At 61.4% G+C, this 25,828-nt stretch carries 22 protein-coding genes and 1 pseudogene; 9 read left to right on the forward strand and 14 right to left on the reverse strand.

What is annotated here, in order from left to right; translation table 11 throughout:
- Positions 1-15 precede the first annotated feature (15 nt).
- Positions 16-744 (reverse strand): SDR family oxidoreductase, encoded by a 729-nt coding sequence (locus tag B5527_RS17320; RefSeq protein ID WP_197689309.1) that lies wholly within the window; start codon positions 742-744, stop codon positions 16-18.
- A 13-nt stretch (positions 745-757) separates the two neighbouring features.
- Entirely contained in the window at positions 758-1,654 is an 897-nt protein-coding gene (locus B5527_RS17325; protein ID WP_079602606.1) for an SDR family oxidoreductase, read from the reverse strand.
- Positions 1,655-1,752: 98 nt separating this feature from the next.
- On the opposite strand from B5527_RS17325, the gene B5527_RS17330 reads away from it, so the two are divergent.
- Positions 1,753-2,595: a helix-turn-helix transcriptional regulator gene (locus B5527_RS17330; protein ID WP_079602607.1), complete on the forward strand. Its 843-nt coding sequence runs from the start codon at positions 1,753-1,755 to the stop codon at positions 2,593-2,595.
- 15 nt (positions 2,596-2,610) lie between these two features.
- On the opposite strand, the gene B5527_RS17335 is transcribed toward B5527_RS17330, so the two are convergent.
- Together B5527_RS17335 and B5527_RS17340 are read right to left on the reverse strand one after the other, a co-directional pair.
- Positions 2,611-3,009 carry an MAPEG family protein gene (locus B5527_RS17335; protein ID WP_079602608.1) on the reverse strand — a complete coding sequence of 133 codons (399 nt, stop codon included), beginning with the start codon at positions 3,007-3,009 and terminating at the stop codon, positions 2,611-2,613.
- Positions 3,010-3,083: 74 nt separating this feature from the next.
- Positions 3,084-4,889 (reverse strand): PHA/PHB synthase family protein, encoded by a 1,806-nt coding sequence (locus B5527_RS17340; RefSeq protein ID WP_079602609.1) that lies wholly within the window; start codon positions 4,887-4,889, stop codon positions 3,084-3,086.
- A gap of 197 nt (positions 4,890-5,086) precedes the next feature.
- On the opposite strand from B5527_RS17340, the gene B5527_RS17345 reads away from it, so the two are divergent.
- From B5527_RS17345 to B5527_RS17365, 5 genes are all read left to right on the forward strand, one after another.
- A complete protein-coding gene (locus B5527_RS17345) occupies positions 5,087-5,467 on the forward strand; it encodes a hypothetical protein (RefSeq protein ID WP_425305078.1) in 381 nt (126 codons plus the stop codon).
- Positions 5,468-5,674: 207 nt separating this feature from the next.
- Positions 5,675-6,895: an LL-diaminopimelate aminotransferase gene (locus B5527_RS17350; protein WP_079602610.1), complete on the forward strand. Its 1,221-nt coding sequence runs from the start codon at positions 5,675-5,677 to the stop codon at positions 6,893-6,895.
- Between the two features lie 23 nt (positions 6,896-6,918).
- Complete coding sequence (locus tag B5527_RS17355; RefSeq protein WP_079602611.1) at positions 6,919-8,238, forward strand: homoserine dehydrogenase; 1,320 nt, start codon at positions 6,919-6,921, stop codon at positions 8,236-8,238.
- Between the two features lie 80 nt (positions 8,239-8,318).
- Positions 8,319-9,317, forward strand: coding sequence for a class II fructose-bisphosphatase (gene glpX / locus B5527_RS17360; protein WP_079602612.1), 999 nt, complete (start codon positions 8,319-8,321; stop codon positions 9,315-9,317).
- A gap of 146 nt (positions 9,318-9,463) precedes the next feature.
- Complete coding sequence (locus B5527_RS17365; protein ID WP_079602613.1) at positions 9,464-10,183, forward strand: haloacid dehalogenase type II; 720 nt, start codon at positions 9,464-9,466, stop codon at positions 10,181-10,183.
- Positions 10,184-10,298: 115 nt separating this feature from the next.
- On the opposite strand, the gene B5527_RS17370 is transcribed toward B5527_RS17365, so the two are convergent.
- The 4 genes and pseudogenes from B5527_RS17370 to B5527_RS17385 form a co-directional block, all read right to left on the reverse strand.
- Positions 10,299-11,117 carry a family 1 encapsulin nanocompartment shell protein gene (locus B5527_RS17370; RefSeq protein ID WP_079602614.1) on the reverse strand — a complete coding sequence of 273 codons (819 nt, stop codon included), beginning with the start codon at positions 11,115-11,117 and terminating at the stop codon, positions 10,299-10,301.
- Positions 11,110-12,180 (reverse strand): Dyp-type peroxidase, encoded by a 1,071-nt coding sequence (locus tag B5527_RS17375; protein WP_154072312.1) that lies wholly within the window; start codon positions 12,178-12,180, stop codon positions 11,110-11,112. Before B5527_RS17375 ends, B5527_RS17370 begins: the two co-directional genes overlap by 8 nt.
- A 291-nt stretch (positions 12,181-12,471) precedes the next feature.
- Positions 12,472-14,212: pseudogene (locus tag B5527_RS17380) on the reverse strand (adenylate/guanylate cyclase domain-containing protein).
- A 938-nt stretch (positions 14,213-15,150) separates the two neighbouring features.
- Positions 15,151-16,056, reverse strand: coding sequence for a class I SAM-dependent methyltransferase (locus B5527_RS17385; protein WP_079602615.1), 906 nt, complete (start codon positions 16,054-16,056; stop codon positions 15,151-15,153).
- Positions 16,057-16,557: 501 nt separating this feature from the next.
- Between B5527_RS17385 and B5527_RS44045 the strand changes: the two genes are divergently transcribed.
- Complete coding sequence (locus B5527_RS44045) at positions 16,558-16,824, forward strand: hypothetical protein (protein WP_154072313.1); 267 nt, start codon at positions 16,558-16,560, stop codon at positions 16,822-16,824.
- Between the two features lie 386 nt (positions 16,825-17,210).
- On the opposite strand, the gene B5527_RS17400 is transcribed toward B5527_RS44045, so the two are convergent.
- A complete protein-coding gene (locus B5527_RS17400; protein WP_079602617.1) occupies positions 17,211-17,453 on the reverse strand; it encodes a hypothetical protein in 243 nt (80 codons plus the stop codon).
- Positions 17,454-17,776: 323 nt separating this feature from the next.
- Here B5527_RS17400 and B5527_RS17405 point away from each other — a divergent pair, with 323 nt between their 5' ends.
- Entirely contained in the window at positions 17,777-18,682 is a 906-nt protein-coding gene (locus tag B5527_RS17405; protein ID WP_079602618.1) for an ABC transporter substrate-binding protein, read from the forward strand.
- A gap of 171 nt (positions 18,683-18,853) precedes the next feature.
- Here the strand turns inward: B5527_RS17405 and B5527_RS17410 are convergent, their stop codons facing one another.
- The 4 genes from B5527_RS17410 to B5527_RS17425 all read right to left on the reverse strand — a co-directional run bounded on the left by B5527_RS17410 (position 18,854) and on the right by B5527_RS17425 (position 22,305).
- Entirely contained in the window at positions 18,854-19,750 is an 897-nt protein-coding gene (locus B5527_RS17410) for an aldo/keto reductase (protein WP_079602619.1), read from the reverse strand.
- Positions 19,735-21,033, reverse strand: a complete 1,299-nt coding sequence (locus tag B5527_RS17415) for an NTP/NDP exchange transporter (RefSeq protein WP_079602620.1) — start codon at positions 21,031-21,033, stop codon at positions 19,735-19,737. The genes B5527_RS17410 and B5527_RS17415 overlap by 16 nt, the downstream gene beginning before the upstream one ends.
- Positions 21,030-21,779, reverse strand: a complete 750-nt coding sequence (locus B5527_RS17420; RefSeq protein ID WP_079607344.1) for an NADPH-dependent F420 reductase — start codon at positions 21,777-21,779, stop codon at positions 21,030-21,032. Before B5527_RS17420 ends, B5527_RS17415 begins: the two co-directional genes overlap by 4 nt.
- Positions 21,780-21,984: 205 nt before the next feature.
- The gene (locus B5527_RS17425; protein WP_079602621.1) at positions 21,985-22,305 is read right to left on the reverse strand and encodes a hypothetical protein; all 321 of its coding nucleotides are present in this window, start codon (positions 22,303-22,305) and stop codon (positions 21,985-21,987) included.
- A 298-nt stretch (positions 22,306-22,603) separates the two neighbouring features.
- Between B5527_RS17425 and B5527_RS17430 the strand changes: the two genes are divergently transcribed.
- On the forward strand, positions 22,604-23,968 hold the full coding sequence (locus B5527_RS17430; RefSeq protein WP_079602622.1) for a (Fe-S)-binding protein: 1,365 nt from the start codon (positions 22,604-22,606) through the stop codon (positions 23,966-23,968).
- 147 nt (positions 23,969-24,115) lie between these two features.
- On the opposite strand, the gene B5527_RS17435 is transcribed toward B5527_RS17430, so the two are convergent.
- Positions 24,116-24,994, reverse strand: a complete 879-nt coding sequence (locus tag B5527_RS17435) for a Bug family tripartite tricarboxylate transporter substrate binding protein (RefSeq protein ID WP_172842577.1) — start codon at positions 24,992-24,994, stop codon at positions 24,116-24,118.
- Positions 24,995-25,828: the final 834 nt, after the last annotated feature.

A 25,828-nucleotide genomic window follows, 5' to 3' on the forward strand; every position in this document is an offset into this window, starting at 1 on the left:
ATTGGGCACGGCTGGTCAGACCACCAGGCCGCCGCCATCGATTGGCAGGATTTGGCCCGTCGCGTAGCCGTTGAGCATGAGGTAAATATAGGCCTTCGCGGCCTCCGCCGGCGACGCGCCGCGGGGCACCGGCAGGGGCGCTACGATCGACTGCAGCATGGCCTCCGGCATCTGCTTGACGTGGTCGGTGAGGACGATGCCCGGACACACGGCGTTGACCCGCACCGGGATGAGATCCATCGCCAGACCGCGGGTCAGGTGTTCGACCGCTCCCGCCACGGCGGTCGCCATCGGCGCGCCTTTCCTCGGCCGATGCGCGAGCATGCCGCTCGTCAGCGTGATCGAGCCGTCCCGGGCGATCGTACGGCAGCCGTGCTTGACCGCCGCGAGTGCGCCCCAGAAGCGTACCGTGAAGCATTCCCGCGCCTGCGTCAGGTCGAGGTCGCCTGAGGAAGCGAAGAACGTCGATCCGCCCCAATCGCCTGCCGTTATCGCCAGATGATCGAACGCGCCGAGCTCGCCGAAGAAGCCGGCAACGCTGGCCTCGTCGCGCAGATCGACGGTGCGACCCGTCGCATCCTGCAGGCGCTCGAGGGCCGCGCTGACATTCGCCCCGGTGCTCGAACCGATGACAACTGCAGCGCCTTGGGCGCGCGCCAGTTCGGCGACGGCGAAGCCGATTCCCGACGCGCCGCCAATGACAACCACGCGCTTTCCGTCGAGCGACATCCTTGTATCGGTCATTGCTGTTTTCCTGTCAGGGGTGCGCGTAGTAGCTGGGCTGGCCGATATCGGTGAGAAGGTCGGGGCCGGTCGGCGTCCAGTCCAGCACCGTGCGGGTCCGCGCGCTCGATGTCGGCGCGTCTATGCCTGCGAACCGCGTAAACCAGCCGAAGTGCTGGGCTGCGTCGTCAACAGATTTCGAGACTACGGGAATGTTCAGGCGGCGGCCGATCACCTCGGCGATCGCCTTGAATGGCACGCCATCTTCGGCGACGGCATGGAATGGGCCACCGGCGGCGCCGCGCTCCAGCGCGAGCCGATAGAGCCGGGCGGCGTCGAGCCGGTGCACCGCCGGCCAGCGGTTGAGTCCATTGCCGATATAGGCGGACACGCCCTTCTCGCGCGCGAACTGGACGAGCCGCGGAACGAAACCGTGATCGCCATCGCCATGGACCGACGGGGCGAGCCGGACGGTTGATGCGCGCACGCCGCGTTCCACCAGCTCGGCCGTCGCCGCCTCCGATTTGCGGGGATAGGAGGGAGAGTTGAAAGGCGGCACATCTTCCTCGGTCGCCGTGCGGCCAGGGGAGAGGAGCGCGACACCCGACGTCACGAGCAGCGGACGGTCGGAGCCTTCGAGCACGCCGCCGATCGCCTCAATGGCGCGGCGGTCCTCCGCGCAATTCTCCTCGAATTTTGAGAAGTCGTGGTTGAAGGCGGTGTGGATCACCCCGTCCGCTGCCGCCGCGCCCCGGCGCAGGCTGTCGAGGTCGCCAAGCGAACCGTGGACCGCCTCGGCGCCGGCTGCGGTGAGCGCGGCCGCTCCTTCTTTTGAGCGAGCGAGGCCGAGAACCTGATGGCCGTTCGCGAGCAGTTCGCGGACAACAGCGGAGCCGACGAAGCCGGTGGCACCCGTGACGAAGACGCGCATGTGATGTTCTCCCAAGTGATCGAGAGAGCTATGTGCAACGGCGCTCCATCCTGTTAAAGTAGTGACATTATCCCGGTATAACCTCTAACAGGCTGCGCATGACAGAGGTGAACGACAATCGGCTCGGCGACTATCTGAGGAACCGGCGCACGAAGCTCGATCCCGCGTCGTTCGGCTTGTCCGGCAGCCGCCGGCGCACGGCGGGACTGCGCCGGGAAGAAGTGGCACAGCGCGCCAATATCAGCGCGACCTGGTACACGTGGCTGGAGCAGGGCCGCGGCGGCCATCCCTCCGCGGACGTGCTGGACCGCATCGCCAAGGCGCTGACGCTGACCGAGGTCGAGCGCGAACACCTGTTCCTGCTCGGCCTCGGCCGTCCGCCCGAAGTCCGCTATCGCGGCGGCGACGCGATCACGCCGCGACTGCAGCGCCTGCTCGAAGCGCTGGCCTACAGTCCGGCGATTGTCAGGACGGCGACGTGGGACGTGGTCGCCTGGAACCGGGCGGCGGCGGCCGTACTCACCGATTACGGCTCCCTGCCACCCGAACAGCGCAACGTTCTGCGCATGATCTTCTGCGATCCCCGCGTCCGTGCCGCGCAGTTCGACTGGGAAAGCGTGGCCCGCTTCGTGGTGGGCGCCTTCCGGATCGATGCCGCGCGCGCAGGCGCCGCGGCCGAGGTCGAGCCGCTCGTCGATGAACTGTGTCGCACGAGTCCCGAATTCGCGGCGATGTGGCGTGACAATGACGTGCGAACCCACGGCGACGGGGTGAAGCGCCTGCGCCATCCCGTGCTGGGGCCGATCGCGCTGGAATACTCGGCCTTCGCGGTCGACGGGCGGCCGGATCTTCAGATGATCGTCTACAATCCGGCGACATCGGCCGATGCGGAGCAGGTCAGGTCTCTGATCGAGCGAACGTCGGCGATCGCTGCGGAGTGAATGCGGGAGGCGCTCTCAAACAATCCCGAAAATCGCCAGCGCCAGCACGGCCTGCGCCAGGAAGCCGACGGTGAAGGCTAAAGTGCGGAACACCGGCAGGCCCATCGTGTAGACGATCAAATGCGCGACACGCGCCCAGAAATATACGGCGCAGGCGTAGACCGTCCACTTCGTCGAATAATCGATCTGCGCCAGAATCAGCACCAGCGGCGCGAAGATGACCAGGTTTTCGACGGCGTTGTCATGGGCGAACATCAGGCGCGTTGCCCATTCCGCATGCGGCTTGTCGTTGCGCGACGGGTTGGCCATGGCGCCGCCGAGGCCGCGGACCTGGCAGCGATTGAGTATGTAGGGTACCCACAACAGCCCAGTCAGAATAACCGTCAGCGTCAGCCAGAACAATTCGCGCGTCATAGGTTTCCCCCTAATTGGAGTTTCGAATCTCGTCCCGGCGGGACGGCCTGTTATATCAGACGCGCTTGGTTGCGCTACGCGCGGACCCGGACGTAGCTGCCGGGCGCGTCTTCGATCGCAGGCAGCGCGTCGGTGCCGACGGCGCGCGCGGGCACTTCCTCGGCGTCGATGCTGGCGAGCCACTCACGCCAGTCGGACCACCACGACCCCCTGTGTTCCCGGGCGCCCTTGAGCCAGTCCGCCAGCGTCACGTCCTTGATGTTGTCGTTGGTCCAGAACTGATATTTGCCTGACGATGGCGGGTTGACCACGCCCGCGATATGCCCGGAACCGGACAGCACATATTTCACCGGACCGCCGAAAAACTGCGAACCGTAAAGCACCGAATCCGCCGGTGCGATATGATCCTCGCGCGTCGCCAGATTGTAGATCGGCACCTTCACCTTCGACAGATCGAGCAACGTGTTGTCCAGCACCATACTGCCGGTCGACAGCCGGTTTTCCAGATAGCAGTTGCGTAAGTAGTACGAATGATTCGCCGCCGGCATCCGCGTCGCATCCGAATTCCAGTGCAGCAGATCGAACGCCGACGGCGACTGTCCCTTCAGGTAGTTGCTGACGACGTAGGACCAGATCAGATCGTTCGAGCGCAGCATGTTGAACGCCATCGCCATCTTGTTGCCTTCGAGCACGCCGCAGGCCTGCATGTCGCGCTCGAGTGCCGAGATCTGGTCTTCATCGACGAACACCAGGAGATCGCCGGCGTGGCTGAAATCGACCTGCGCCGCCAGCAACGTCGCCGACGTCACCCGCACGCGGCGTTTTTCCGCCAGCCATGCCAGCGTCGAGGCCAGCAGGGTGCCGCCGACACAGTAGCCCAGGGTGTGGACCTTCAGTTCGCCGGTGGCCCGCTCGATGGCATCCATCGCCGCCAGCGGACCTTCCTTCATGTAATCTTCGAAGGTTTTTGCGCCGAGGCTCTTGTCCGGGTTGACCCAGGAAATCACGAACACGGTGATGCCCTGATCGACACACCATTTAATGAAGGATTTCTCCGGCTTGAGGTCGAGGATGTAGAATTTGTTGATCCACGGCGGCACGATCAAAAGCGGGGTGCGCAGCACGTTTTCGGTCGCCGGCTGATACTGGATCAGCTGCATCAGCTCGTTCTGGAAAATCACCTTGCCCGGCGTCGTCGCCATGTTGACGCCGACCTCGAGATTGGCCGGGTCGGACTGGCGGATGCGCAGCGTGCCGTGTCCGGCCTCGATATCTTCTGCCAGCATTTTCATGCCGCGAACCAGATTGTCGCCGTTGGACGCCAATGTCTCGCGCAGCACTTCCGGATTGGTGAGAACGAAATTCGACGGCGCCAGCGCGTTGGTGATCTGCTGGACGTAGAATTCCGCCTTCTTGCGGGTGTGCGGGTCGAGGCCGTCGGCGTCGCGCACCAGATCCTGCGCCCACCGCGTCGTGAGCAGGTAAAGCTGCATCACGAAATCGAAGAACTGGTTGGACTTCCACTCGGGGTCTTTGAATCGCTTGTCGCGCGGCGATGGCTCGATCGCCGGCAGCACCGCTTCGCCGGCCAGGCGGCGCATCGAGGAGCCCCACAGATCGAGATAGGCCTTGGCGATCTTCATCTGCAGGTCTGCCGACCGCTCGTTATCCGACAACCAATATTCCGCGACCGCGCTCAAGGTCTTGACCACCTCGCCGATTTCGTTCGGCGGCTTATCCCTGGGCTCGGCGTTCTCGCGCGGCTTGAGATAGGCTGCGAGCGCCTGGCCGCTGCTCTCCATGGCCCGCGCGAGGTTCATCGCAAAGGCTTCGGGATCGAATTTTTTTGTAGCCTCGGCTTCAGTCGTAACGTCGCTCATATCCCGACACTATAGGTTCATTTCAAGTTCGTCACCGCGCAGATCGATGGCTGGCTTGAGGTTAATCTCGGCCGCTGGGCTGTTGCACTGCGACAAAGTATCTTGGCTCTGTCATATTGAAGCCCCAACCGTGCGGTTTGGTGTTCAGGCTTTAATCGTTTTGGGCGACAATGGTTTGGGCGCCGCCGCAACAATTGATGAAATTAAGCATCACGCACTACCACGCACTACAGGGTCAGCTCGGCGAAGTGAGGACTTCCGGACGGATGATGTCGGCCGATCGAAAAATGAACGCGCTGACGTTGGCAGCCGGGCTGCTGTTGGCGCTTGCGCTCGGCGGTTGCTCGAGTTCGATCGCGGATTTGCCGTCGGTCGGCACGCCGGCCGGCGCCCCGGTGCGCCCGACCGATGCCGGCGGTTACCTTCCGGTTCATGATCTGCCTCCGGACCGCGGCGATCCCGAACTGGAGCCGGCGGAGCGGGCCAAGATACAGGCCGAACTGATTGCCGCGCGCGATCGCCAGGCGTCGGCGGCAGCGGCCCAAGACCCGGCCGCCAAGGACCCGGCCGCAAAGTGACCTGACGGCCCAGTAAACGGCTGGTGCAGCCGGGCGTCCGTGGTAAAAGGACCCAATTCAACCGCAAATCAGGGCGAAGACTTGGAATGTTCGCCAGAATGCGCCCTAAATCCTTGATTTAGTGCGCTTTCCGGACGAAGCCGAATTCCGTGTCGTTAAGCAGGGTGTCGGCGATTCCGCCCTGATGGGTTGTCGGAGCAAGGTCCCATGGAAGATTTCTACCGCATCCGCCGTCTGCCGCCATACGTGTTCGAACAGGTCAATCGCGCCAAGGCGGCCGCGCGCAATGCCGGCGCCGATATCATCGACCTCGGCATGGGCAATCCGGACCTGCCGACGCCGCCCCATGTCATCGAGAAACTCAAGGAAACATTGGGCAAGCCGCGGACCGACCGCTACTCCGCCTCACGCGGCATTACCGGCCTGCGCAAGGCGCAGGCGGCCTATTACGCCAGGCGCTTCGGGGTAAAGCTCAATCCCGAGACCCAGGTGGTTGCCACGCTCGGCTCGAAAGAGGGCTTTGCCAATGTGGCGCAGGCGATCACCGCGCCCGGCGACGTCGTGCTGTGTCCGAATCCGAGCTATCCGATTCATGCCTTTGGATTTCTGATGGCCGGCGGCGTGATCCGCTCGGTGCCCTCGGAACCGACGCCGCAATTCTTCGAGGCGGTGGAGCGCGCGATCATCCATTCGATCCCCAAGCCGCTCGCGATCGTCGTCTGCTATCCCTCGAATCCGACCGCCTATGTCGCGAGCCTCGATTTCTACAGGGATCTGGTGGCGTTCGCCAAAAAGCACGAGATCTTCATCCTGTCGGATCTGGCCTACGCCGAAGTCTATTTCGACGACGATAATCCGCCGCCCTCGGTGCTGCAGGTTCCCGGCGCGATCGACGTGACCGTGGAATTCACCTCGATGTCGAAGACGTTTTCGATGGCCGGCTGGCGCATGGGGTTTGCCGTCGGCAACGACCGGATCATCGCCGCCCTGGCGCGGGTGAAATCCTATCTCGATTACGGCGCGTTCACGCCGATCCAGGTCGCCGCGACCGCGGCGCTGAACGGTCCGGACGATTGCATTCGCGAGATGCGCGACACCTACCGCAAGCGCCGGGATGCGCTGGTGGAGTCATTCGGCCGGGCAGGGTGGGAGATCCCGCCGCCGCAGGCCTCGATGTTCGCGTGGGCGCCGCTGCCGGCGGCGTTCCGCGGGGTCGGCAGCATGCAATTCGCGACCCTGATGGTTGAGAAATCCGGCGTCGTGGTGTCCCCGGGTGTTGCCTTTGGCGAGCACGGCGAGGGCTATGTTCGTATCGCCATGGTGGAAAACGAGCAACGTATTCGCCAGGCCGCCCGTGGCGTGCGCCGCTTCCTTGAAAGCGGCATCGAAACGTTGCACAACGTGGTTCCTCTCGCCAACCGGCGGTAGCTTCTCCGGCAGGTTTTTGCTTCATGGTCGCACCCCTGAAAGTGGGTATTGCGGGGCTCGGCACTGTTGGCGCCGAAGTCGTCCGCCTTATCGAAGAGCAAGGCCGAACTTTATCCGCGCGCTGCGGCCGCGGCGTGCGCGTCGTTGCCGTCACCGCGCGTTCGAAGGTGAAAAAACGCAGACTCGATCTGCGCGATATCGCCTGGGCCAAAAATGCACTGGCACTGGCCAGCGATCCCGGCATCGACTGCTTCGTCGAATTGATGGGCGGCTCCGGCGAGCCGGCGCTGTCGGCGATCGAGGCGGCGCTGAAATCCGGCAAATCGGTGGTCACCGCCAACAAGGCGCTGATTGCCAAACATGGATTGCGGCTGGCGAAGTCGGCCGAGAAGCATGGCGGCGCGTTGAATTTCGAGGCGGCGGTCGGGGCGGCTATCCCGGTGGTCAAAACCTTGCGCGAGGGCCTCGCGGGTACCGACGTCAACCGCGTCTACGGCATCCTCAACGGCACCTGCAATTACATCCTGACCCGGATGGAACAGGAGGGGTTGTCGTTTGCCGAGTGCCTGAAAGACGCGCAGCGTCTCGGTTACGCCGAGGCCAACCCGTCGTTCGACGTCGACGGCCATGATACCGCGCAGAAGCTGGCCATTCTCGCCAGTCTCGCCTTCGGCACCAAGGTCGCGCAGAGCGCGGTCTATGTCGAAGGTATTTCCTCGATCGCCCCCGAAGACCTGCGCGCCGCCGAGGAACTCGGCTATCGCGTCAAGCTGCTCGGGGTCGCGGTGCGGACCGCCAAAGGTATCGAACAGCGCGTGCATCCGACCATGGTGCCGAAATCGTCCTCGATCGCGCAGGTCATGGGTGTCACCAATGCGGTAACCATCGATGGCGCGGGCATCCCGCCGATCACCCTGGTCGGCCCGGGGGCAGGGGGGGCTGCGACCGCCTCGGCCGTGGTCGCCGACATCGCCGACGTCGCGCGCGGTATCCGCGCCATGCCGTTCGGGCGCCCGGTGGAGCGGTTGCGCGCGACCAGCAAGGCGCCGATGGAGCGCCATGAGGGCGGTTACTATATCCGCCTGATGGCGCGCGATCTGGCAGGTACCGCGGCGACGATCGCCACCCGGCTGGCGGAGCAGAAAATTTCCATCGAATCGATCGTGCAGCGCCATTCCGACGGTGTTGACGCCAACGGCGCGGCGAGAAAAGCTTCGCCGGTGCCGGTCATTCTGATTACCTATGCGACCAGCGAAGACGCCGTATATCGCGCGCTGCAGGCCGTGCAGCGCGACAAGGTAATCAGTGGCCGGCCGCAGGTGATCCGGATCGAGAAAAACTAGCGCGGGGTTCGAACGGACGACGCGTCAAACGATTATATGCGGGCCAGCAAATCCGCCGTGAAGTTTTAGGGAGTTCGCCGATGTCTACCCATATTTCCGTTCCGCCGCAGCTGTTGCTGGAGCGCATTCTGACGCTCGAGATCGTGCGGGTGACGGAACGCGCGGCGGTGTCGGCCGCGCGGCTGCGCGGCCACGGCAACGAGAAGGCGGCGGACCAGGCCGCGGTCGACGCGATGCGCCGCGAACTCAACAAGCTGCCGATCGAAGGCACGGTCGTGATCGGCGAGGGCGAGCGCGACGAGGCGCCGATGCTGTTCATCGGCGAGAAGGTCGGCATCAACGCCGGCCCAAAGGTCGATATCGCCGTCGATCCCCTGGAGGGCACCACGCTGTGCGCCAAGAACATGCCGGGCTCGATCGCGACCATGGCGATGGCGGATGGCGGCACGCTGCTGCACGCGCCCGACGTTTACATGCAGAAGATCGCCATCGGGCCCGGCTACGCCAAGGGCCTCATCGAGCTTGACGCTTCTCCCGCCGACAACGTTCGCCGGCTGGCCAAGGCCAAAGGCGTCGACACTTCCGCGATCACGGTGCTGGTGCTCGATCGCCCGCGCCATTCCGATATCATCAACGGCGTGCGCGCGACCGGTGCCGCGGTCCGGCTCATCACCGATGGCGACGTTGCCGGCGTCATCCATTGCGCCGACCCTGATAATACCGGGGTCGACATGTATATCGGCACCGGCGGCGCGCCCGAGGGCGTGCTGGCGGCAGTGGCGCTGCGCTGCATCGGCGGCCAGATGCAATGCCGGCTGATTCTCGACACCGAGGAGAAACGCGAGCGCGCGCGCAAGATGGGCGTCACCGATCCGAGCTTCATCTACGGCATCGAGGACATGGCGCGAGGCGACTGCCTGTTCGCCGCGACCGGCGTCACCGACGGTTCGCTGCTCTCGGGCGTCAAGTTCCGCAAGGATGTGATCGAGACGGAAACCGTTGTGATGCGTTCCGTCACCGGCACCGTGCGCTACATCAAGGCCCAGCATCGGCAGCTTGATAAATTTCACCTCGATTGAGGGTGAGATAAAACTGCAAGTCGTCATTCCGGGGCGATGCGTAGCATCGAACCACAGATGTGCAATTGCACATCGGGGAATCTCGAGATTCCGGGTTCGCGCTTCGCGCGCCCCGGAATGACGGATCAAAAAACCAGGGAGCCAACATGTCCGATATTTCCGCCGTTAAAGCGCTGGTGTTCGATGTGTTCGGCACCGTGGTCGACTGGCGCACCAGCCTGATCGCGGATTTCGGCAAATGGGGCGAGACGCGGGGGATCAAGGCGGACTGGACCGCGCTGGTCGATGGCTGGCGCGCCGTCTATGCCGCCTCGATGGACGAGGTGCGCAAGCATCCCGAGCGCGGCTACGTCATCCTCGACACGCTGCACCGGCAGTCGCTGGAAAAACTGGTCGCGCAGTTGTCAATCACCGGATTGAACGACGCCGACCTCGATTACCTCACCAAGGGCTGGCATCGGCTTCATGCCTGGCCGGACAGCGTCGCCGGACTGACGCGGCTCAAGACAAAATACATCATCAGCCCGCTCTCGAACGGCAACGTCGCGCTGTTGACCAACATGGCGAAGTTCGCGGGCTTGCCGTGGGACCTGGTGATGTCGGCGGAACTGTTCGAACACTACAAGCCCGATCCCGAAACCTATCTCGGCGCGGCAAAACTGCTGTGCCTGCCGCCGGAGCAGGTGATGATGGTCGCAGCCCACAACCACGATCTGAAGGCCGCGCAGAAACTGGGATTGAAAACCGCCTTCGTCGCGCGCCCGACCGAATACGGCCCGCTGCAGAAATACGATTTCGAGGCGAGGGGCGACTGGGACATCGTGGCGAAAGACTTCGGCGGGGTCGCCGACAAGATGGGATGTTAGCGACCGCGCGGCGGGCCGGGTTACCCTGAACTGCGCGCCCTTCGCGCGCAGCCTGCTGACACGCGCCGAATTCAATCGTTTGGACAATGACCGCTTTTTGCGACAATGAGCGAAATCAGGCTTTGGCTTTGGCCTCGTTGACGGTCAGAGCAACGGAAGCCTCGGTGGTCAGTAACAGGAAGGTAAATGTCTCCTGCAGGTAGAGCCGAACCTTTTCGTCGTCGTGACCTAGATAGCCGATCGACACATCCTCTCCGATATACAAACCGAAATCGCCGCCGCGCGTCGTCAGCACGAATGCACCGGTAATCGCGGGCGCCCAGACGATTTCGCCGTCCACGAGATCCCTGATGTGCCGCATTACCGGATAACCGTGATCGCTGCTCTCGCTCAGGGCCGTATAGGCCTCGGCGCCCAGCACCACGGAATAGGGACCGTTGACGCCTTCCATTCGCAATTGACCGAGCGCCTGGGCAATGACGTCGGGATAGGCGCGTACTTCGGACGGAAGCGTCAGGACCGGATTGCTGGTTCGCTGGCGGACGCCTCCGATACCTGCAGCGGCGTAGCCCTCGAAGATCGCCCGGTCCTCCGCGAAGGCCAGCAGCCGTGCGGCGTCCTTGGCAGGCTGCCAGTCTGAATCGTTGGCGCCGCGCTCCACGTCATCGATCTGCTGGCGATTGAGTTCGAAGGGAACCCGGAGTTCGACCAGCGGCTTGACCTCACGCTGTCGCGCAAGAATTCCGTCTCCGGGCGCGGCGACATTGCGCAGATGGCCGGTGCCGATAGCGGAAAGATCGACCCCTCCCGGCCCCTGCACGTCGACGACGCGCCGCCCGGCAAGGTAGCGCTTGATGGTGCGCGACGTTTCTTCCTCGATCTCTGACCATGCCGCGTCGGATATCGGGGCAAGCCCGCGGTGAAGATTATTCATGAGGGCGGTCTCCTTTAAGCGAACCGATGTCGAGCGAACCTTCGCGTTTCGGCGCCGGCTCTGGCGCCGGAACGGCAGGCTGGTCGGAAAATCCCGTTGCCGGATCTTCGTCTCCGACATTTTCCAGGAAAGTCGCTGATGGGACGAAGAACAGATTGCCGGTCTTGGCGACGCTGAAATCGAGCAATCGATCGTAGTTGCCGGCAGGCAGACCCACGAACATGTTTTCGAGCATCTGCTCGATCGTTCGCGGCGAACGCGCATAGCCGATGAAATAGGTGCCGAACTCTTTCTCGGCCACGCGGCCGAACGGCATGTTATCGCGAATGATCTTGATTTCCTTGCCATCCACCACGACCTTGGCGAGGGCGTTGTGGGCGTAGGCCGGTTTCACGGCGTCGTCGAGTTCGATGTCCGCAAGCTTGGTGCGGCCGATGATGCGCTCCTGGGCTTCCGTGGACAGCGCGTTCCAGCCGGTCATGTCGTGCAGGTATTTCTGCACGATCACGTAGCTGCCACCGGCGAAGCCGGCGTCTTCGGCCCCCACATAGGCGGCCTCGATCGCGGCTTGCCCGGACGGGTTTTCCGTCCCGTCGACAAAGCCGATCAGGTCGCGGTCATCGAAATAACGAAAGCCATGCACTTCGTCGATCGGCGAAACGGCGTTGCCGATCCGGGCCATGATTTGGGTCGCCAGTTCGAAACAGAGATCCATGCGCTTGGCGCGAATGTGAAAGACGAGATCGCCGGGTGTCGCGACGGCATGGCGTGGGCCGGCCTTGATTTCCCGAAAGGGATGCAGTTCTGCCGGCCGCGGTTGCCCAAAGAGCCTGTCCCATGCGTCGGAGCCAATCCCCATCACGCAGGAGAGGTTGCCCTCGATATCGCGGAAGCCGACCGAGCGTAACAGCCCCGGGAGGTCGCCGCAAAACGACCGGACTGCCGCGCGACTGGCGCCGCCAGGGTTGATCGCCGCGACCAGAAAGATCGCTGCACGGGTCAAGGCCTGAACCACCTGCTGGGGCTCGGGAGGCAGGCCGGACTGCGCGTCGGGCGCGGTCATTGTGTCGCCCCCGTTTGTCGTGCCAGGTCAGAACGAACCATTCGTCATTTGCCTGAGCTTCGGTGGATTATCCGCGGAGTGGACAACCGGCCTTCGGACCGATTTGCGGCCATGTACCGCCTTTATACATCACCATTTTGAGGTCGGCGGCGCTGACACTTTATCGGCAGTCGGCCCCGGATTCAAATACGCGGCTGCGTCACGCGCCGTCGAGTGGGGTGACCGGCCGTCAGCCCTGCTGGTTCACATCAATCGCGCGTGGATGCAAGCGTGGCCAGAGGCGTAATCCAATCACTCCGGCAGGCCTGCTTTGAGGAGACCCTTGGCGAACGCGGTGAAGTCCTGCGCCCGGCGAAATGGTGCCAGATCTCTCAGATTGGAAGCGTGCAAATTGGGATCGCATTCGAGTGCCCGTGACATGGCTCTTTGCGCTGGCTCAAGCTGCCCGGCGAGCGCATTGCTGGCTGCCGAAATGCATATGGCGAGCAGGAATGCCGGATTGTCGCGCGTTGCCTTTTCGGCGCACGACGACGCCAGGTCATAGCGGCCCGCGAGAAAATGAGCATACGCCATGCCTCCGTGCATGCCGAACATGTTCGGATCGAGCGGGCTCAGGCGCATGGCACGCGCGACGTGCTCAAGTGCGAGGTCCGGCTCACCTCTCCAGACCCTCAGCCAGGCACTAAGCGTCCAAGCCTGCGCTGTGTTGGGATTGACCGCCAGTCCCCGATCCATGAAAGCCGCAGCGTCGTCGAACTCCTCGGCTACGAAGGCGAGTGCATATCCCCCCATACACAGCGCAACAGGGTCTTCGCCACCCAGATGCACCGCTTTCCGGGCCATTCGCACGGCTTCTTCGCTTTCCTGAACGCGGTCGTTCATCCAGCCAAGCGCCTTGCGCCGGACACAGCACCACGCGGCCATGCCGTATGCGCAGGCCAGACCGGGGTCGAGCTCGATCGCCTTGCAAAAGAGCTGGAGCGCATCGGCGTTCTCATCCCTGGTCCACCGGCGAGCGCTCGCCAGTCCACGCAGGTAATAGTCGTATGCATCCAGATTTTCGGTTGGCTTGCGCCTGGCCCGCTTGATTTCCTCGCGCTGCAGCTTCGGCGCGATTGCACCGACGACGCTGGATGTTACGTGGTCTTGCAGATCGAACATGTCTTCAAGCACCCTCAAACCGGCCCGCCCAGAGATGTGCTCCGGTTTCGGCATCGATAAGCTGGCCCGAGATACGAATACGGTTTCCGGCCTTGCGCACGCTGCCTTCGAGTACGTAGCGCACGCCAAGCTCGCGGCCGACCTGCTTCACGTTCACGGGCCGGCCTTTGTAAGTGAAACTCGAATTGCGTGCGATCACAAACAGCCAGCGAAACAGCGCCAGCGCCATCGTGATATCCTCCACGATGCCATCGGCGAAATACTCCTGCTCCGGGTCGGCACTGAGGTTCTGGAAGGGCAGAACGGCAATCGAGGGCTTGTCCGGGAGCGTCAACGCGGGTCTTTGGCGTGCGGCCGCCCAGCGATCCCTCACTCTGAATACGCGGACCGGGCGCCCGATGTTCTTGAGGTTCTGCTCGCCAGCGTCGTCAAACACGATATCGAGTTTATCGCGGACTTGCCGGTGGGCATCATCGGAAACACAAATGCCGCCGGGTCCGGCAATGGTTTCGAGGCGCGCCGCTACATTGACCCCGTCGCCGAAGATGTCGCCGTTATCTTCTATGATATCACCGACATTGATACCGATCCGGAACTCAATTCGCTTGTCCGGCGGTACGTCTGAATTACGTTCCGCCATGCCACGCTGAACATCGACCGCACAGCGTATCGCGTCCACGACGCTCTTGAACTCGGCCAGCAGCCCATCGCCGGTATTCTTGACGATGTGCCCGCGATGGGCGGCAATTTTTGGATCAATCAGGGCTCGCAAATGTTCCTTCAGACGAACATGCGTGCCCTCTTCGTCCAGGCCCGTTAAACGGCTATAACCGGCGACATCGGCTGCGAATATGGCTGTAAGCCGTCGCACTAAGTGTTCGCGGGTCAAGGATATTCTCCCGCCGAGGCGTGAAGCATTTAACCCCGCCGGTCCGAAGAACTCCGGCACCTACATGAAAATATTAGCGCCATTCAGCGCCAAATACTATCGGCCGCAATGCATGTGGCTCCGCCGGCATCTCTGCGGTACGCGGCGAGATCATCCAATACGCCGTCTTGGATATCGCTCAGCGCCTCTTCTGCACGTGCCGTCCCGTAGACAGCGGATCATGCGGCCTCGACGACGGGCGCTCGTGCGGTGATTAGCGGAGTCCACGCAACCGATGTTTTTCCAGCCTCAGCATCCACCAAGCGACGCGCCTGCTATTCCGCTCAGGTTTGCCGAGCCTCCATCCGTTGAGGGGACTGGAGGCGGGCAGATGGGTGACGGAGCGCTGGGAGCCGTCGCGGTCGAACTCGCCGCCTGTGTGGATGTGTCCGGTATTTCCCCCGGCAACAGTAAAGGTGATTGAGATATCCGCGAGGCGGAGCCTGTTGCCCCCGTGGCACCGCTCGCCGATCCCGTAGCAGTTGGCGATCCCGACGTTCCCGACGCCGTGCCGAACTGCGTTGCTGGCGAAGGCGATGACATAGATGGCGAGGGCGACGTTGGCACCGAGGGCGACGTTGGTACACCGAGAGGAACAGACCCTGTACTTTCGCTGCCAGCTGTCTGACCATTCGGTTGCAACACGGTTTGCCCTTGGGCCGTCGTGATGCCGAGAAACATGATCGCAATGATGAAGACCCGTTGCATCGCGCTCTCCTGCGTTGAATGCCACAAAGCTGCGCCGTCGCCCTGGGCTGCTAGACAACGCCCGACGCGAAAAAAGAGAAAATGAAATTTAAGAAAGGTACAGCCGGGAACCGCGAGGACGGACTTGGGGCAGGCGGGCCTCACATTAGCTTGAATGCCGGAAGCGTCTAAAGCTAGTGGCGTCCAAGCGTGTGCCCAGACCGAGGAGGGCGCCTCACAGTAGTCAGGAACACAAATCGCCCGGTTGATGGCACAAATGCGAATTGCCCACGGGCTCGGAAATTGCCTGCCTTCCGAGTTGGGCCGGAAATACCCGGCACGCGGTCGGAATGACGAGATTGACCCAACTCGGACATTGCCGTCGCCTGTATGGTCGAATTGCTTGTTCCGGCCGAGCCCACACGAACTCTCTCTGTCGGGTTATCGAATATCCGAGTGGGTGGCTCCTTCGGTGCTCGAAGTGCATATAGCCTTTGGTAGATCATCGACTCCGGTATCCGATCAAGCAAGGTGTATCCAAGTGGCAGCTTGATGAGATGAGCGATGATTCTGGATGAACGCGGATGCCAATATACGGACAGGTTATAAAATTTAAGGGGAGTGAATCCTAAAGTCGCAAACTCGTACATCAATCGCTTATGACTGAAGTGCCTTCTGTAGTCCACGATCGGACCCGAAAGCAAAAATATCTTGCCAGAGTGTTCTTTGGCAACTTTCTCCAGAAGCGCTCCCTGCTCCTGCAGGGAGAGATAGTGGACGCATTCGATGGCTGCGATCACGTCGTAGCCCTCGAATGACGCTTGTAAAAAATCACCGCTTTCAAATCTGGCATTTGGCAAGTTTAGCGATTCAGCGCGCGCAATTGCTACATCGCTTATGTCGATGCCAACCACGGATCGCGCTTTGCTAAAAATTGCGTGGGTCAAGTGGCCTTCGCCACAACCGAGTTCAAGAACGGATTTATCCCGGATGAATGGCTTCAGGCATCGGCGCAAGACCTTGTCCCTGAATCGCGCGTGGGAAATGTGCCAGGGGTCAGGGGTCGCGTAATAGAGATTGAATTCTGCAGCCGTTCGCATTGCTGGTTTCCGCCGCGCGCTTGGTTGAAAACAAGCGTTCCTCGCGAGTCGCCAAAAAAACGAATTGCTTGTGACGCGTAGGCGCGATCCCGACGCGTCGACACGTTCCTTTGGGCAACGCCTATTCCATTCTCACCCTTTCGCGCCATCGCGCTTCGAAAGTATCAGAGTCTTTCAGTGCCCGGGCTTGCGAGCCTAATGGATTGCCAGGCTTCTCTGTCACCACGCTTGTACCCTCTGCGTTGGAAACGGGTTGCGCGGATGCCTCCTTGGGCCATTCCAGCAACGATTTCGAAAGCATGGGCTTGCCTTCGTACCAACACTTTCGTCCATCGATCAGACGATAGGACCACCAACGCCCGTGCGGATTTGATGGTGTCGTGGCGCTGCATTGTTGCGCGGCCTGCGCATTTGGAATCCCGACTGGCAGGATCGTAGCAATCCAGGCGGCCAAAGCGATAGATGGAAGTTTCCTCATTTGCACACTGAAGGACAGCTTTGTTGCTGCAAGCGGTTTACTGCGACTACCAAATCGGGGCGTTCGAGAACTTCCACCAACTTGTCGAGGATACGCTCATTGTCCTGCGGCCGGGGCCGAAGATATTCTTCCAGTATGAGTTGGGCTTCGCTGATTGCCTGAAGAGTCAATTGCTGATCAGTCATTCGTTCTTACCCGTCAAACAAAATGCTGCCCCCATCAAACAAATGCTGCCCGGAAGAAAATCCGACAAATCAAGCCAATTTGGGGAAATATTCCCGCCTTTTTGAACTATCTCATCAAATTTTGTTTCAATGGGAACCCCGCGCGCAGGATCGCGGCGGCTTCCTGTTCAACATCGCTTCAGACGTCGACCCAGATAGGGGGCGACTGGCGGCTACTGAATCCCGCGCGATGTGCTTGTGATTTCTAAGATGTGCTGGGCCCTTATCAGCATGCCGAAGATATTGCGCGACACGCAGAAGGATTACAGACGGAAGCAACGCGGGGCTGGCGGACACTTGCCGATTTGCGTCAGAGCTCCGGTGCAACTCACGAAGACCTAGTAAATCGTCGACGAATGCGATCGGTCGACACAGAGTGTAGTGAGGAACGTCTGTCTGCGGCACCATTCGAGACATGCGTGCCGCCGCCATCAACTTCACAGTTCGCGGCTTCACTTCGAAGCGTTTGCGATCTTGTGCTCCAGGTGTCCGGTCTCATGATCGCGGCGGAGCTGGCTCAGTGACGTATCGTTGAGCTGAACCAGAACCTCGCTCAGTTTCTCGGTGTCCGGATATCCGGCTGCGAAACTCGGTCCGTAAATCCTGCGCAACGTGCGGATGAGGGTGTTTCCGTGTTTGTGGCTGATTTCGCCATCCTTGTTGCGGTGGCGATTGTCGAGACCGGCCTTACTCATGCTGCTCTCCCTTGTGCTCAGCCCCGAGCATCCTCCCGCTGGAACTAAATGACAATCTTGCGCTGCAACAGGCGCATCGACTCTGAGAGTGACCGGCGGTTTCCGGCCGGCACAACAATCGGATCGAAAAACCATTGATCCCGGGACACGAAAATTTACAGCTGATCCGCAATAACAGGTGGAAGGGTGAAACTCGGCGATGACGCCTGCTTTAGCGCAGGCGTCATCAAAGGCCTGGCAGGTAGCCAATTCCCGCTCCCTGACGGGTCTTTAAGTGATAAACTGCGGCTGTCCCGGAAGATGTCTTTCGAGCGGCGGCAGACATGCGGCGGCGCGACTTGATCGTCATGCTTTTCGGCGGAACGGCGGTTGCGGCGTCGCGGTTGGCGCGCGCCCATCAGCTCGAGCGGATGCGCCGCATCGGCGTGCTCATGGGATTTGACTCGACGAATCCGGAAGCACAAACCTTCCAGAAGGCCTTCACCGGACGGCTGAGGGAACTCGGCTGGATCGATGGGAGGAATGCCCGCTTCGAATATCGCTGGGCCAGTGGGACTCCCGAACGTTTCCAGGCTTATGCGGCAGAGCTGGTCGGCCTCAAGCCCGACGTCATCCTTGCCAATACAACGCCTGCGGTCGCCGCCCTGCGCCATGAAACCACGACGCTTCCGATCGTGTTCGTGCAGGTGACTGATCCGCTCGGCCAGGGATTTGTCGCCAACCTTGCGCATCCCGCCTCCAACGTGACCGGTTTCAGCTTTGTTGATTTCACCGTGGGCGAGAAATGGCTTCAAGGACTGAAGGAAATCGCGCCGCCCGTCGATCGTGTCGCCGTCATCTACAACCCGCAAACGATGTCGTTTTCGCCATACCTTCCATCGCTTCAGTCCGCCGCGACGTCACTTGGAATGGAGATGATCGAGGCGCCCGTTCATGACGATCGCGATATCGACAACGCCGTCAAAGCCATCAGCGAGAAACCAGGCGGCGGCCTCAGCGTGATAGCCGACCCGTTCACCGCGGAGCATCGGATCCGGATCATTGAGCTTGCCGCACGCCATCGCGTACCCGCGATCTATCCGCGGCGCATCTTTGTCGTCGACGGCGGATTGATCGCGTACGGAACGGATGTGCTCGACCTCTTCAGAAGCGCGGCCGGCTATGTCGATCGCATCCTCAGGGGTGAGAAGCCCGGCGATTTACCGGTACCCCGACAAAATATGAATTGACCATCAATCTCAAGACGGCCGGGGCGCTCGGCCTCATCGTGCCGCCGTCGCTGCTCGCACGGGCAGACGAGGTCATCGAATAGAACGACTCTTGTGCACTGCGTGAGACCATCTTTGATGCGAGGTGAATGTCAATCAGTCACACGTTAACGCCGGCAAATCGATCATCGATCAGAGCGAATCGACGAACTCGATCATTCGACGACGTTGATCGGGATCGGGCAACGGGCCGCGCATCGCACCGGCGTTGTCCGTCATGTGGACGGGATCGCCGGTCCCGGGAATCACCGCGGTCACACGCGGGTCGCCGAGCAAAAATTTCAGGAAAAACTGTCCCCAGGAATTCGCGAACACCCGGCCCCAGTCCGGCAATTCCTTGCCGTGCACTGCCCGGAATAATCTGCCGTTGCCGAAAGGCAATGCGGTCAGCACGCCGGCGCGGACTTCGGCGGCCAGTGGCAGGATGCTCTTCTCAGCCCCGCGGTTATCGAGTGAATAGTCGATCTGGACGAAATCAGGCTTCTCCCGTTTGAGCACGGCCTCGACTGCGGGATAGTCGCCCCGAAATGTTGAGGTGATGCCGACATAGCGGCACACGCCTTGTCCCTTCCAATCCCGGAAGCGTTCGAGAGATTGTTGCCTGCTCCTGACATTGTGGAGCTGCAGCAGATCGACCCTTTCGGTCTTGAGTCGGGCCAACGACCGCTTGAGTTCCCGTGCGTCGGGCGACTCGAGCTTGGTGGCGATGAAAAGCTTGTCGCGCAAGCCGGTAGCCGCGGTGACCTGGCCCAGTACGCTTTCGGCATCGCCATAGGTCGAGGCGGTGTCGATGAGCCGTCCGCCACCGCTGATCAGAGCCTGTATGACTGCAGCGGCCTTGCTCCGTGTCGTTTCGTCATCCTGGTCGAAAACATAAGCCGTACCAAGGCCAACTGCAGGAATGCGCTCGTCGCTGCTGGGAATTGCACGCGTGATAAGCGGTGTGTCGGTTTGAGCAATGGCTTTGGGCGAGACCAGAAATCCGCCGGCGAGTGCGGCGAAGTCCCGGCGGGTTATCCGGATTGGCATCTGAGCGCTCCTTCGTCGTCACTTTTCGTTGAGAGACGTTCCTGCGTTCGCCCCAGCGCGGTTGAGATAATGAGCCAGCCCGCGACGACGGGGAGCGCGCAGAGCGCGATAGCGCCAAGCTTCAACCCCAGCGCCTGCAGGCTGTCGTATACCCAGCCATACAACGCATCCGAGCCGCGATAGATCACCACGTCGATCAGATTTTTGGCTTTATACTTTTCTTCGCGCCCAACCACAGTAAAGAATATCTGGCGTGCCGGATTTGCGATTGCGAAGTTCATCCAGCGTTGCGTAACCTGGAGTGTCACCACCGCGGACAGGCTCGGTGCGATCGCCACCGCTGCAAAGCCGGCGATATAAACAGCAGGTAGCGTTGCGGCCGAGATGCCGGTACCGAATCGTTTGAGGAATTTCGCGGTGGCAAAGACCTGTGTCGCCAGGCTGAGCAGGCCCACCGCGAGATCGATACCCGCAAACAAGCGTGTTTGTGTTGTCGCGTCATGGATCGTCGTCGAGACGATGTTGGCCTGCGCGAAATAGGCAATCGTCGCGCCGAACGAAAGCAGGCTGACCCAGGTGGCCACACCCAGGAGATAAGGCGAGCGGATCAATTCGGGCAGTGCCGCGATGGCGCCGCCCCCAACAGGTTGCTGCCGCGGATCCACTGCTGTCGGCGCCTCCGCCACGCGTTCAATGCGATGAACGCAGAATACGGCCGCTTCGAGCAGGGCGGCGGCCGCGATCAGCAAATTGACCGGACCAAGCGGCTTTGACAGCCAGATCGTGACGACAGGACCGAGGAGCGCTCCAGCGGTGCCGCCGGCGCCAATGAACCCGAACAGCCGTTTGCCTTGCTCCGCGGTAAACAGATCGGCCATGAACGACCAGAACACCGCCACCGCAAACAAGTTGAATACGCTGAGCCAGACAAAAAATACCCGCGCGACGAACACCTTTTCTATGTCTAACGTCAGCAGCACCCAGAACAGGGCCAGGTTGGCGACAAAGAAATGGTAGACGATCGGGATGAACCTGACCCGCGGCAATCTCGCCACCAGCGCGCCGTAGAGTGGCTGGGCGACCAGCATGCTGAGAAACGTGGCAGTGAAGAGCCACGGCAGGTTTCTGACGCCGCCGGCGATGCCCATCTGGTCGCGCAGCGGACGCAACACATAGTAGCCGGCAAGCAGCGCGAAGAAATAGGCGAACGACCACAGCGCCGCCGAACGTTCTCGCGCTGTCGCAGGCACCGCGCGCTGCAGCCAGCCCTCTAGAGCCATCATGGCGTCAGCGACAGTTTCTGCTTGAGCTCAGCCGCGCCCACATTCTGGCCATATCCTGGCGCGCCGCGCTGGAAGCGCCGCGCATCGGCGAGCTTACCGATCTCCACCGGATCGAAGCCGGCGTCGCGCACCAGGCCCGCCGTAACTTGCACGGCTTCCGGATCGTCGCCGGCAATGGGTACCGCGAGCCTGGGGGCAGGGCGGTTCGCTTCGCGTGCAAAAATCATGTAGCTGAGCGTGTTGAAGGCGCGCACCAGCCGGGTGCCCGGCAGATATTTCTGCGAAGTAATTCCGATGCCATCGCGCTCGGCCTCGTCTGCGATAGCGCCGTCGCGGCTCGCCACGGCATTGTCGGCGTCGAGCACGATCTTGCCAGCAAGTGATGTGCCGTAATTTTTCCCGATCTCCGGCAGTGCGCCGTAAGGCACCGCGATGAAAACAACATCGCCAAAGGCAATCGCCTGATCGACGGTGCCGGCCTGGGCCAAAGGGCCAAGGCGTGCAACGAGGTCTTTCAATTCCTCCGGATGACGTGAGGAGAAGAAGACCGGATGATCGGCCTTGACCCAGAGCTCGCCGATGGTGCCGCCGATATGGCCCGCGCCGATAATGCCGATTTTCATCTTGGAGCCGGCCGCCGTCTGAGCTGATGCGGTTGCCGGTCGTAATACCGTTTGCAGGATGAACGCCCCCGCAGCGCCCAATAGCGCGCGGCGAGCCGGATCGACAGTGACATGCTTGAACATCAGCACACCAATTGCGAATTGCGGGATAAAACCTTGTCGCGCCTTTCCAGCTTAGAGGCGTTTATCTCATCGCGAGCAGTACTGTAACGCAAAACGTGTCATAAATGGCCGCCCGGAATTGGCGCTCGCACAGAGTTGATCCTGTTGTCCCTGGTTTTAGGCGCTTGCCGCATAAGCTGCGACTGTCCTCTGTCGGCCAGCGGACCTATTTGGGTGCTGCCGACGGAGCGGGATTCGTTTTCGTTTCCGAGGGAATAACCGGGACGTCATCCGCCACGCTGCACTGTTCGACATAAGACTCTTCAGTCATATCGTATTTCATCATTTCGTCTTGCTGGGCTCTCCATTCATCGTCGCAATCCTTCGCGGTTTTCTTCGAGCCCAGTCCGTTTGTTTCGAGTGGTGCGGAGATGGCAGCAGGAGGGGTGGCGGTCGCATCTGGCTTGGCCGTCTCCGCAAATGCACTAAAATGCTGGATTGTGATCGCAGCAAGCGCGCCACAGAGCAAATAAAGGTGCTTTTTCATCTGTCAGCTCCTTGGCATGGCCTGTACCGAGAAGAGCCTTTTTTGAATACGCGGCCGTGCCTGCAACCATTCCATCCGTGACCCCGCGCAAGACCAATGCGGAATCCTTCGGGTCGGTTCCAGCTTCGTGAGCCTGGGTCAGGAATTTCAAGCTGCGTGTGGCCGATCGGCTAATCCTTGCGCAGCAACGAGCTTGCCCATTTACGGCTCGTTGCGCGTGGGCTAGGCTTCGAATGTCAAGATCAAACCTGCGCGCTGTTAGTTCGCCGCATCGGCTAAGAGGCTGGATCCGCAGCTGATGACCGACATCACTTTCGAGACCGCTCTGGACGCTCGCGTTGAGGAGATGCTTGACGCCTGTACAAGGTGCGGCAAATGCGTCGAGGTTTGCCCGAGCGTAAGCCCTGCCGGCGTCTCGCATTCGAGCTCCGCCGAGATCATTAGCGGCATCCTGGACATCGTGCGCAGCGGGGAGGGTCCCGAGACCTCGCGTAAATGGGCGGCGTCCTGCATGCTGAGTGGGGATTGCATCCGGGCGTGCGATTACGGCGTCAACCCGCGCTTCCTGCTGGCCATGGCGCGCGTCGCGATCGCGAAAAACGAGAACGAACTGCCGGAGCGTCGGCGCCGAGGCGTTACGCGGTTTCGCGAGACCAGCCGGGATGTGACCACGCTCTCGCGTTTGCAACTGACGGACGCGATGCTGGAGCGCCTCGGCCAGAAATCGGCGTCAGTCTCAAGACCCATCGAGGCCCCGGATTTCGTCTTCTACACCGGCTGCAACGTGCTCAAGACGCCGCACATCGCGCTACTCGCCCTCGACATCATGGATGCGCTTGGCATTACCTACCAGGTGATGGGCGGGCCGACCCATTGCTGCGGCGTCTCTCAGCTTCGTGCAGGCGACGTCGAGATGTCCGGGCGCATGGGCTCGAACACGATTGAGAAGATGTCGCACTCGAAGTCTGGCCAGGTGATCTCCTGGTGCCCGAGCTGCTACGTCCAGTTCAACGAGACGACGCTTCCGACAATTGAACGCCAGATCGGCTCGCGGCCGTTCGAGATGACCCCGTTTTTGCGGTTTCTCCACGGCCGGCTCGCTCAGTTGGCGCCACTGTTGCACCGGCAGGTCAAGATGCGGGTCGCCTTGCACCGGCACCCCGGCGTGTCCGGCATTATTGAAGCGGCGGTAGAAATCTTGCAGACGATCCCTGGTATCGAGCTGGTCGACCTCAAACAGCCCGCGGTCGGTCTGCAGAGTGTCAACGTCGGTGTTCTTCCCGCGTTCAAACGCAAGCTGCAGCTCGATGAACTTCAGGCGGCCTGCGATGCGTCCGTCGACGCGCTCGTTGCAGTCTATCATTCCGATCACCGCGAGCTATGCGCGCACGAGCGCGATTGGCCGTTCCGCATCGTCAACATCCTCGAAGTCGTCGGCGAGAGCATGGGGTTGCACCGGCACGATCGCTTCAAGCAACTCAAGCTCATGCAGGATGCGGATCAGATTGTCGCTGAATGCAGCGACCTGATCGCACAGCACGGGCTCGGCGTCGCGGCGGCCCGCAATGTCGTCGTCGAGGCGATGCTTGGCGACCAACCCCTTCCGTTGCTCAAGACGGCGGATCTCGACGTTGCCGGTGTGGGGCAGGCCGCTGGCGAATGAGATGGCTACTTCCTAACGCGGCAAAATCCGGCTTCCCTGGCCAACGCAAACGCCACCAACACGATCATCGAAGCTGAAGCCGACGGCTACCGGCACCGTGGCGTTAGCAAGGCGTCGGGTACGCCCTCGCGTCCATGAACAACCCGTCTACTGCGAGCCTTCGAGCCCGAGCTGCTTCACCATCGCCCCCCATTTCAGCTGCTCGGACTTAATATAGCTGCGCATATCTTCGATCGAGGGCGAATCAATCGGGATCAGGCCAAGCGCGGCGATTTTCGCCCGCATCTCGGGCGCCTCCATGATGCGTTTCATCTCCGCATGAAGCCGGTCGATGATCGGCTGGGGCGTCTTTGAAGGCACCAGCAGCATGTGCCAAGACACACCTTCGTAGTCCGCAGCGCCCGATGCCTCGGCGAACGGCGGCACATCCGGAAGCAGCGGTAATCGTTGCGCCGAAGAAACCGCGAGCGCGCGCAGCTTTCCTTCCTTGATCAGGGGTATTGAGAGGCCGGCCTCGAGAAAGCTCGCCGCAACGCGGCCACCCATCAGATCCGTGACCGACTCGGGCGTGCTGCGATACGGCACATGCGTTGCGTCGAAGCCGAGCCGCTTCTTGGCAAATTCCATCGACATGTGTTGCACCGAACCCGTACCGATCGAGGCATAGCTGAGCGGCGGGTTTGCCTTTCTGGCGAGTTCGGCGAACTCCGAAAGCGTCTTGGCGGGCAGCGAGGGATTGATCACCAGAACGAACGGCGACTTCACATAGAGCGAGATCGGTGTGAAGTCCTGCGGGTCGTAATTAAGGTGTTTGAACAATGTCGGATTGATCGACAACGCGATGCTGGTCAGCGCGACAAGCGTGTAGCCGTCGGGGGGCGCCTTCGCGACCAGATTGGCAGCCAGCGTTGTCGCTGCCCCGGGCTTGTTTTCCACGATGACCGGCTTGCCGAACGCTTCCGACAGTTTCTCCGCATAGAGACGCGCTATCGCATCCATGCCGCTCCCGGCCGCGAGCGAAACCACGATCGTGATCGCCCTTGAAGGGTAATCTTCACCTCTGGCCGGTGCGCTCGCCAGCAACCCCAGCAACGCGACGCAAAGCAAAGTCCAATGCGTTTTCGTCGAATGCGTCTTTAAAGTCATGACCCGCAGACTATGAGGCCGCGAGGTAAGCAAAATCCATCGTACAGGCAACCGGCAGTGCCGATCTGGTCTTCTCGAAGGTAGTTGATGAAAATCATACCCGCCATGGCCCCAGTGGGTCCCAGAACAATCCTCAAACCCTACCGCAGGGTCCGTGGGATAACTATGAGCTGGTTCACATGGGGAGCCAAATCGGGACTACGTCGCTATCGGACCAGGCGGGTCTATCGCGCGCCGAAAAGGTCATGAACGACGAGCGGCGTACGAGTCCTTCTTTGGCACCTTTGAGACATGCCGACCGCCCCGACCGGCGCTGATCGAGGGCGTAGCTCTCCGTGCGCGGGCGGCATCAGCCTGATTTCGAGTGGCAGGCGGAGCGTGAATCCTATACCGTAAAACCCGCCGAAGAGTACGCCGAGGTTTGTGACCAGCCGTCGCTGGCGGCTCGCGGGGTTCGCTGCGGGACCCGTGACGCCATAGGCACCGGCCGTGATGGCGATCGGGGTTGATGCCGGCGATAAAGCGGCAGCCGAAGCGAGGGATCCTCCGATGGAGCTGTCGGCCTACGCCCTTCATGAGGACGCTGCGATGGTCCTTTGCAGGGGCCGCCACGGAACGCGTCAAAGCACCCGGTGCCTTGACGAGAGGGACCTCAATTACATTACATTCTCACATCTACATTCTCACATCGGTTGGCCGCCGCGTTGCGCCCGC

This window comes from Bradyrhizobium erythrophlei, assembly GCF_900129425.1.
Taxonomy (GTDB): Bacteria; Pseudomonadota; Alphaproteobacteria; order Rhizobiales; family Xanthobacteraceae; genus Bradyrhizobium; species Bradyrhizobium erythrophlei_C.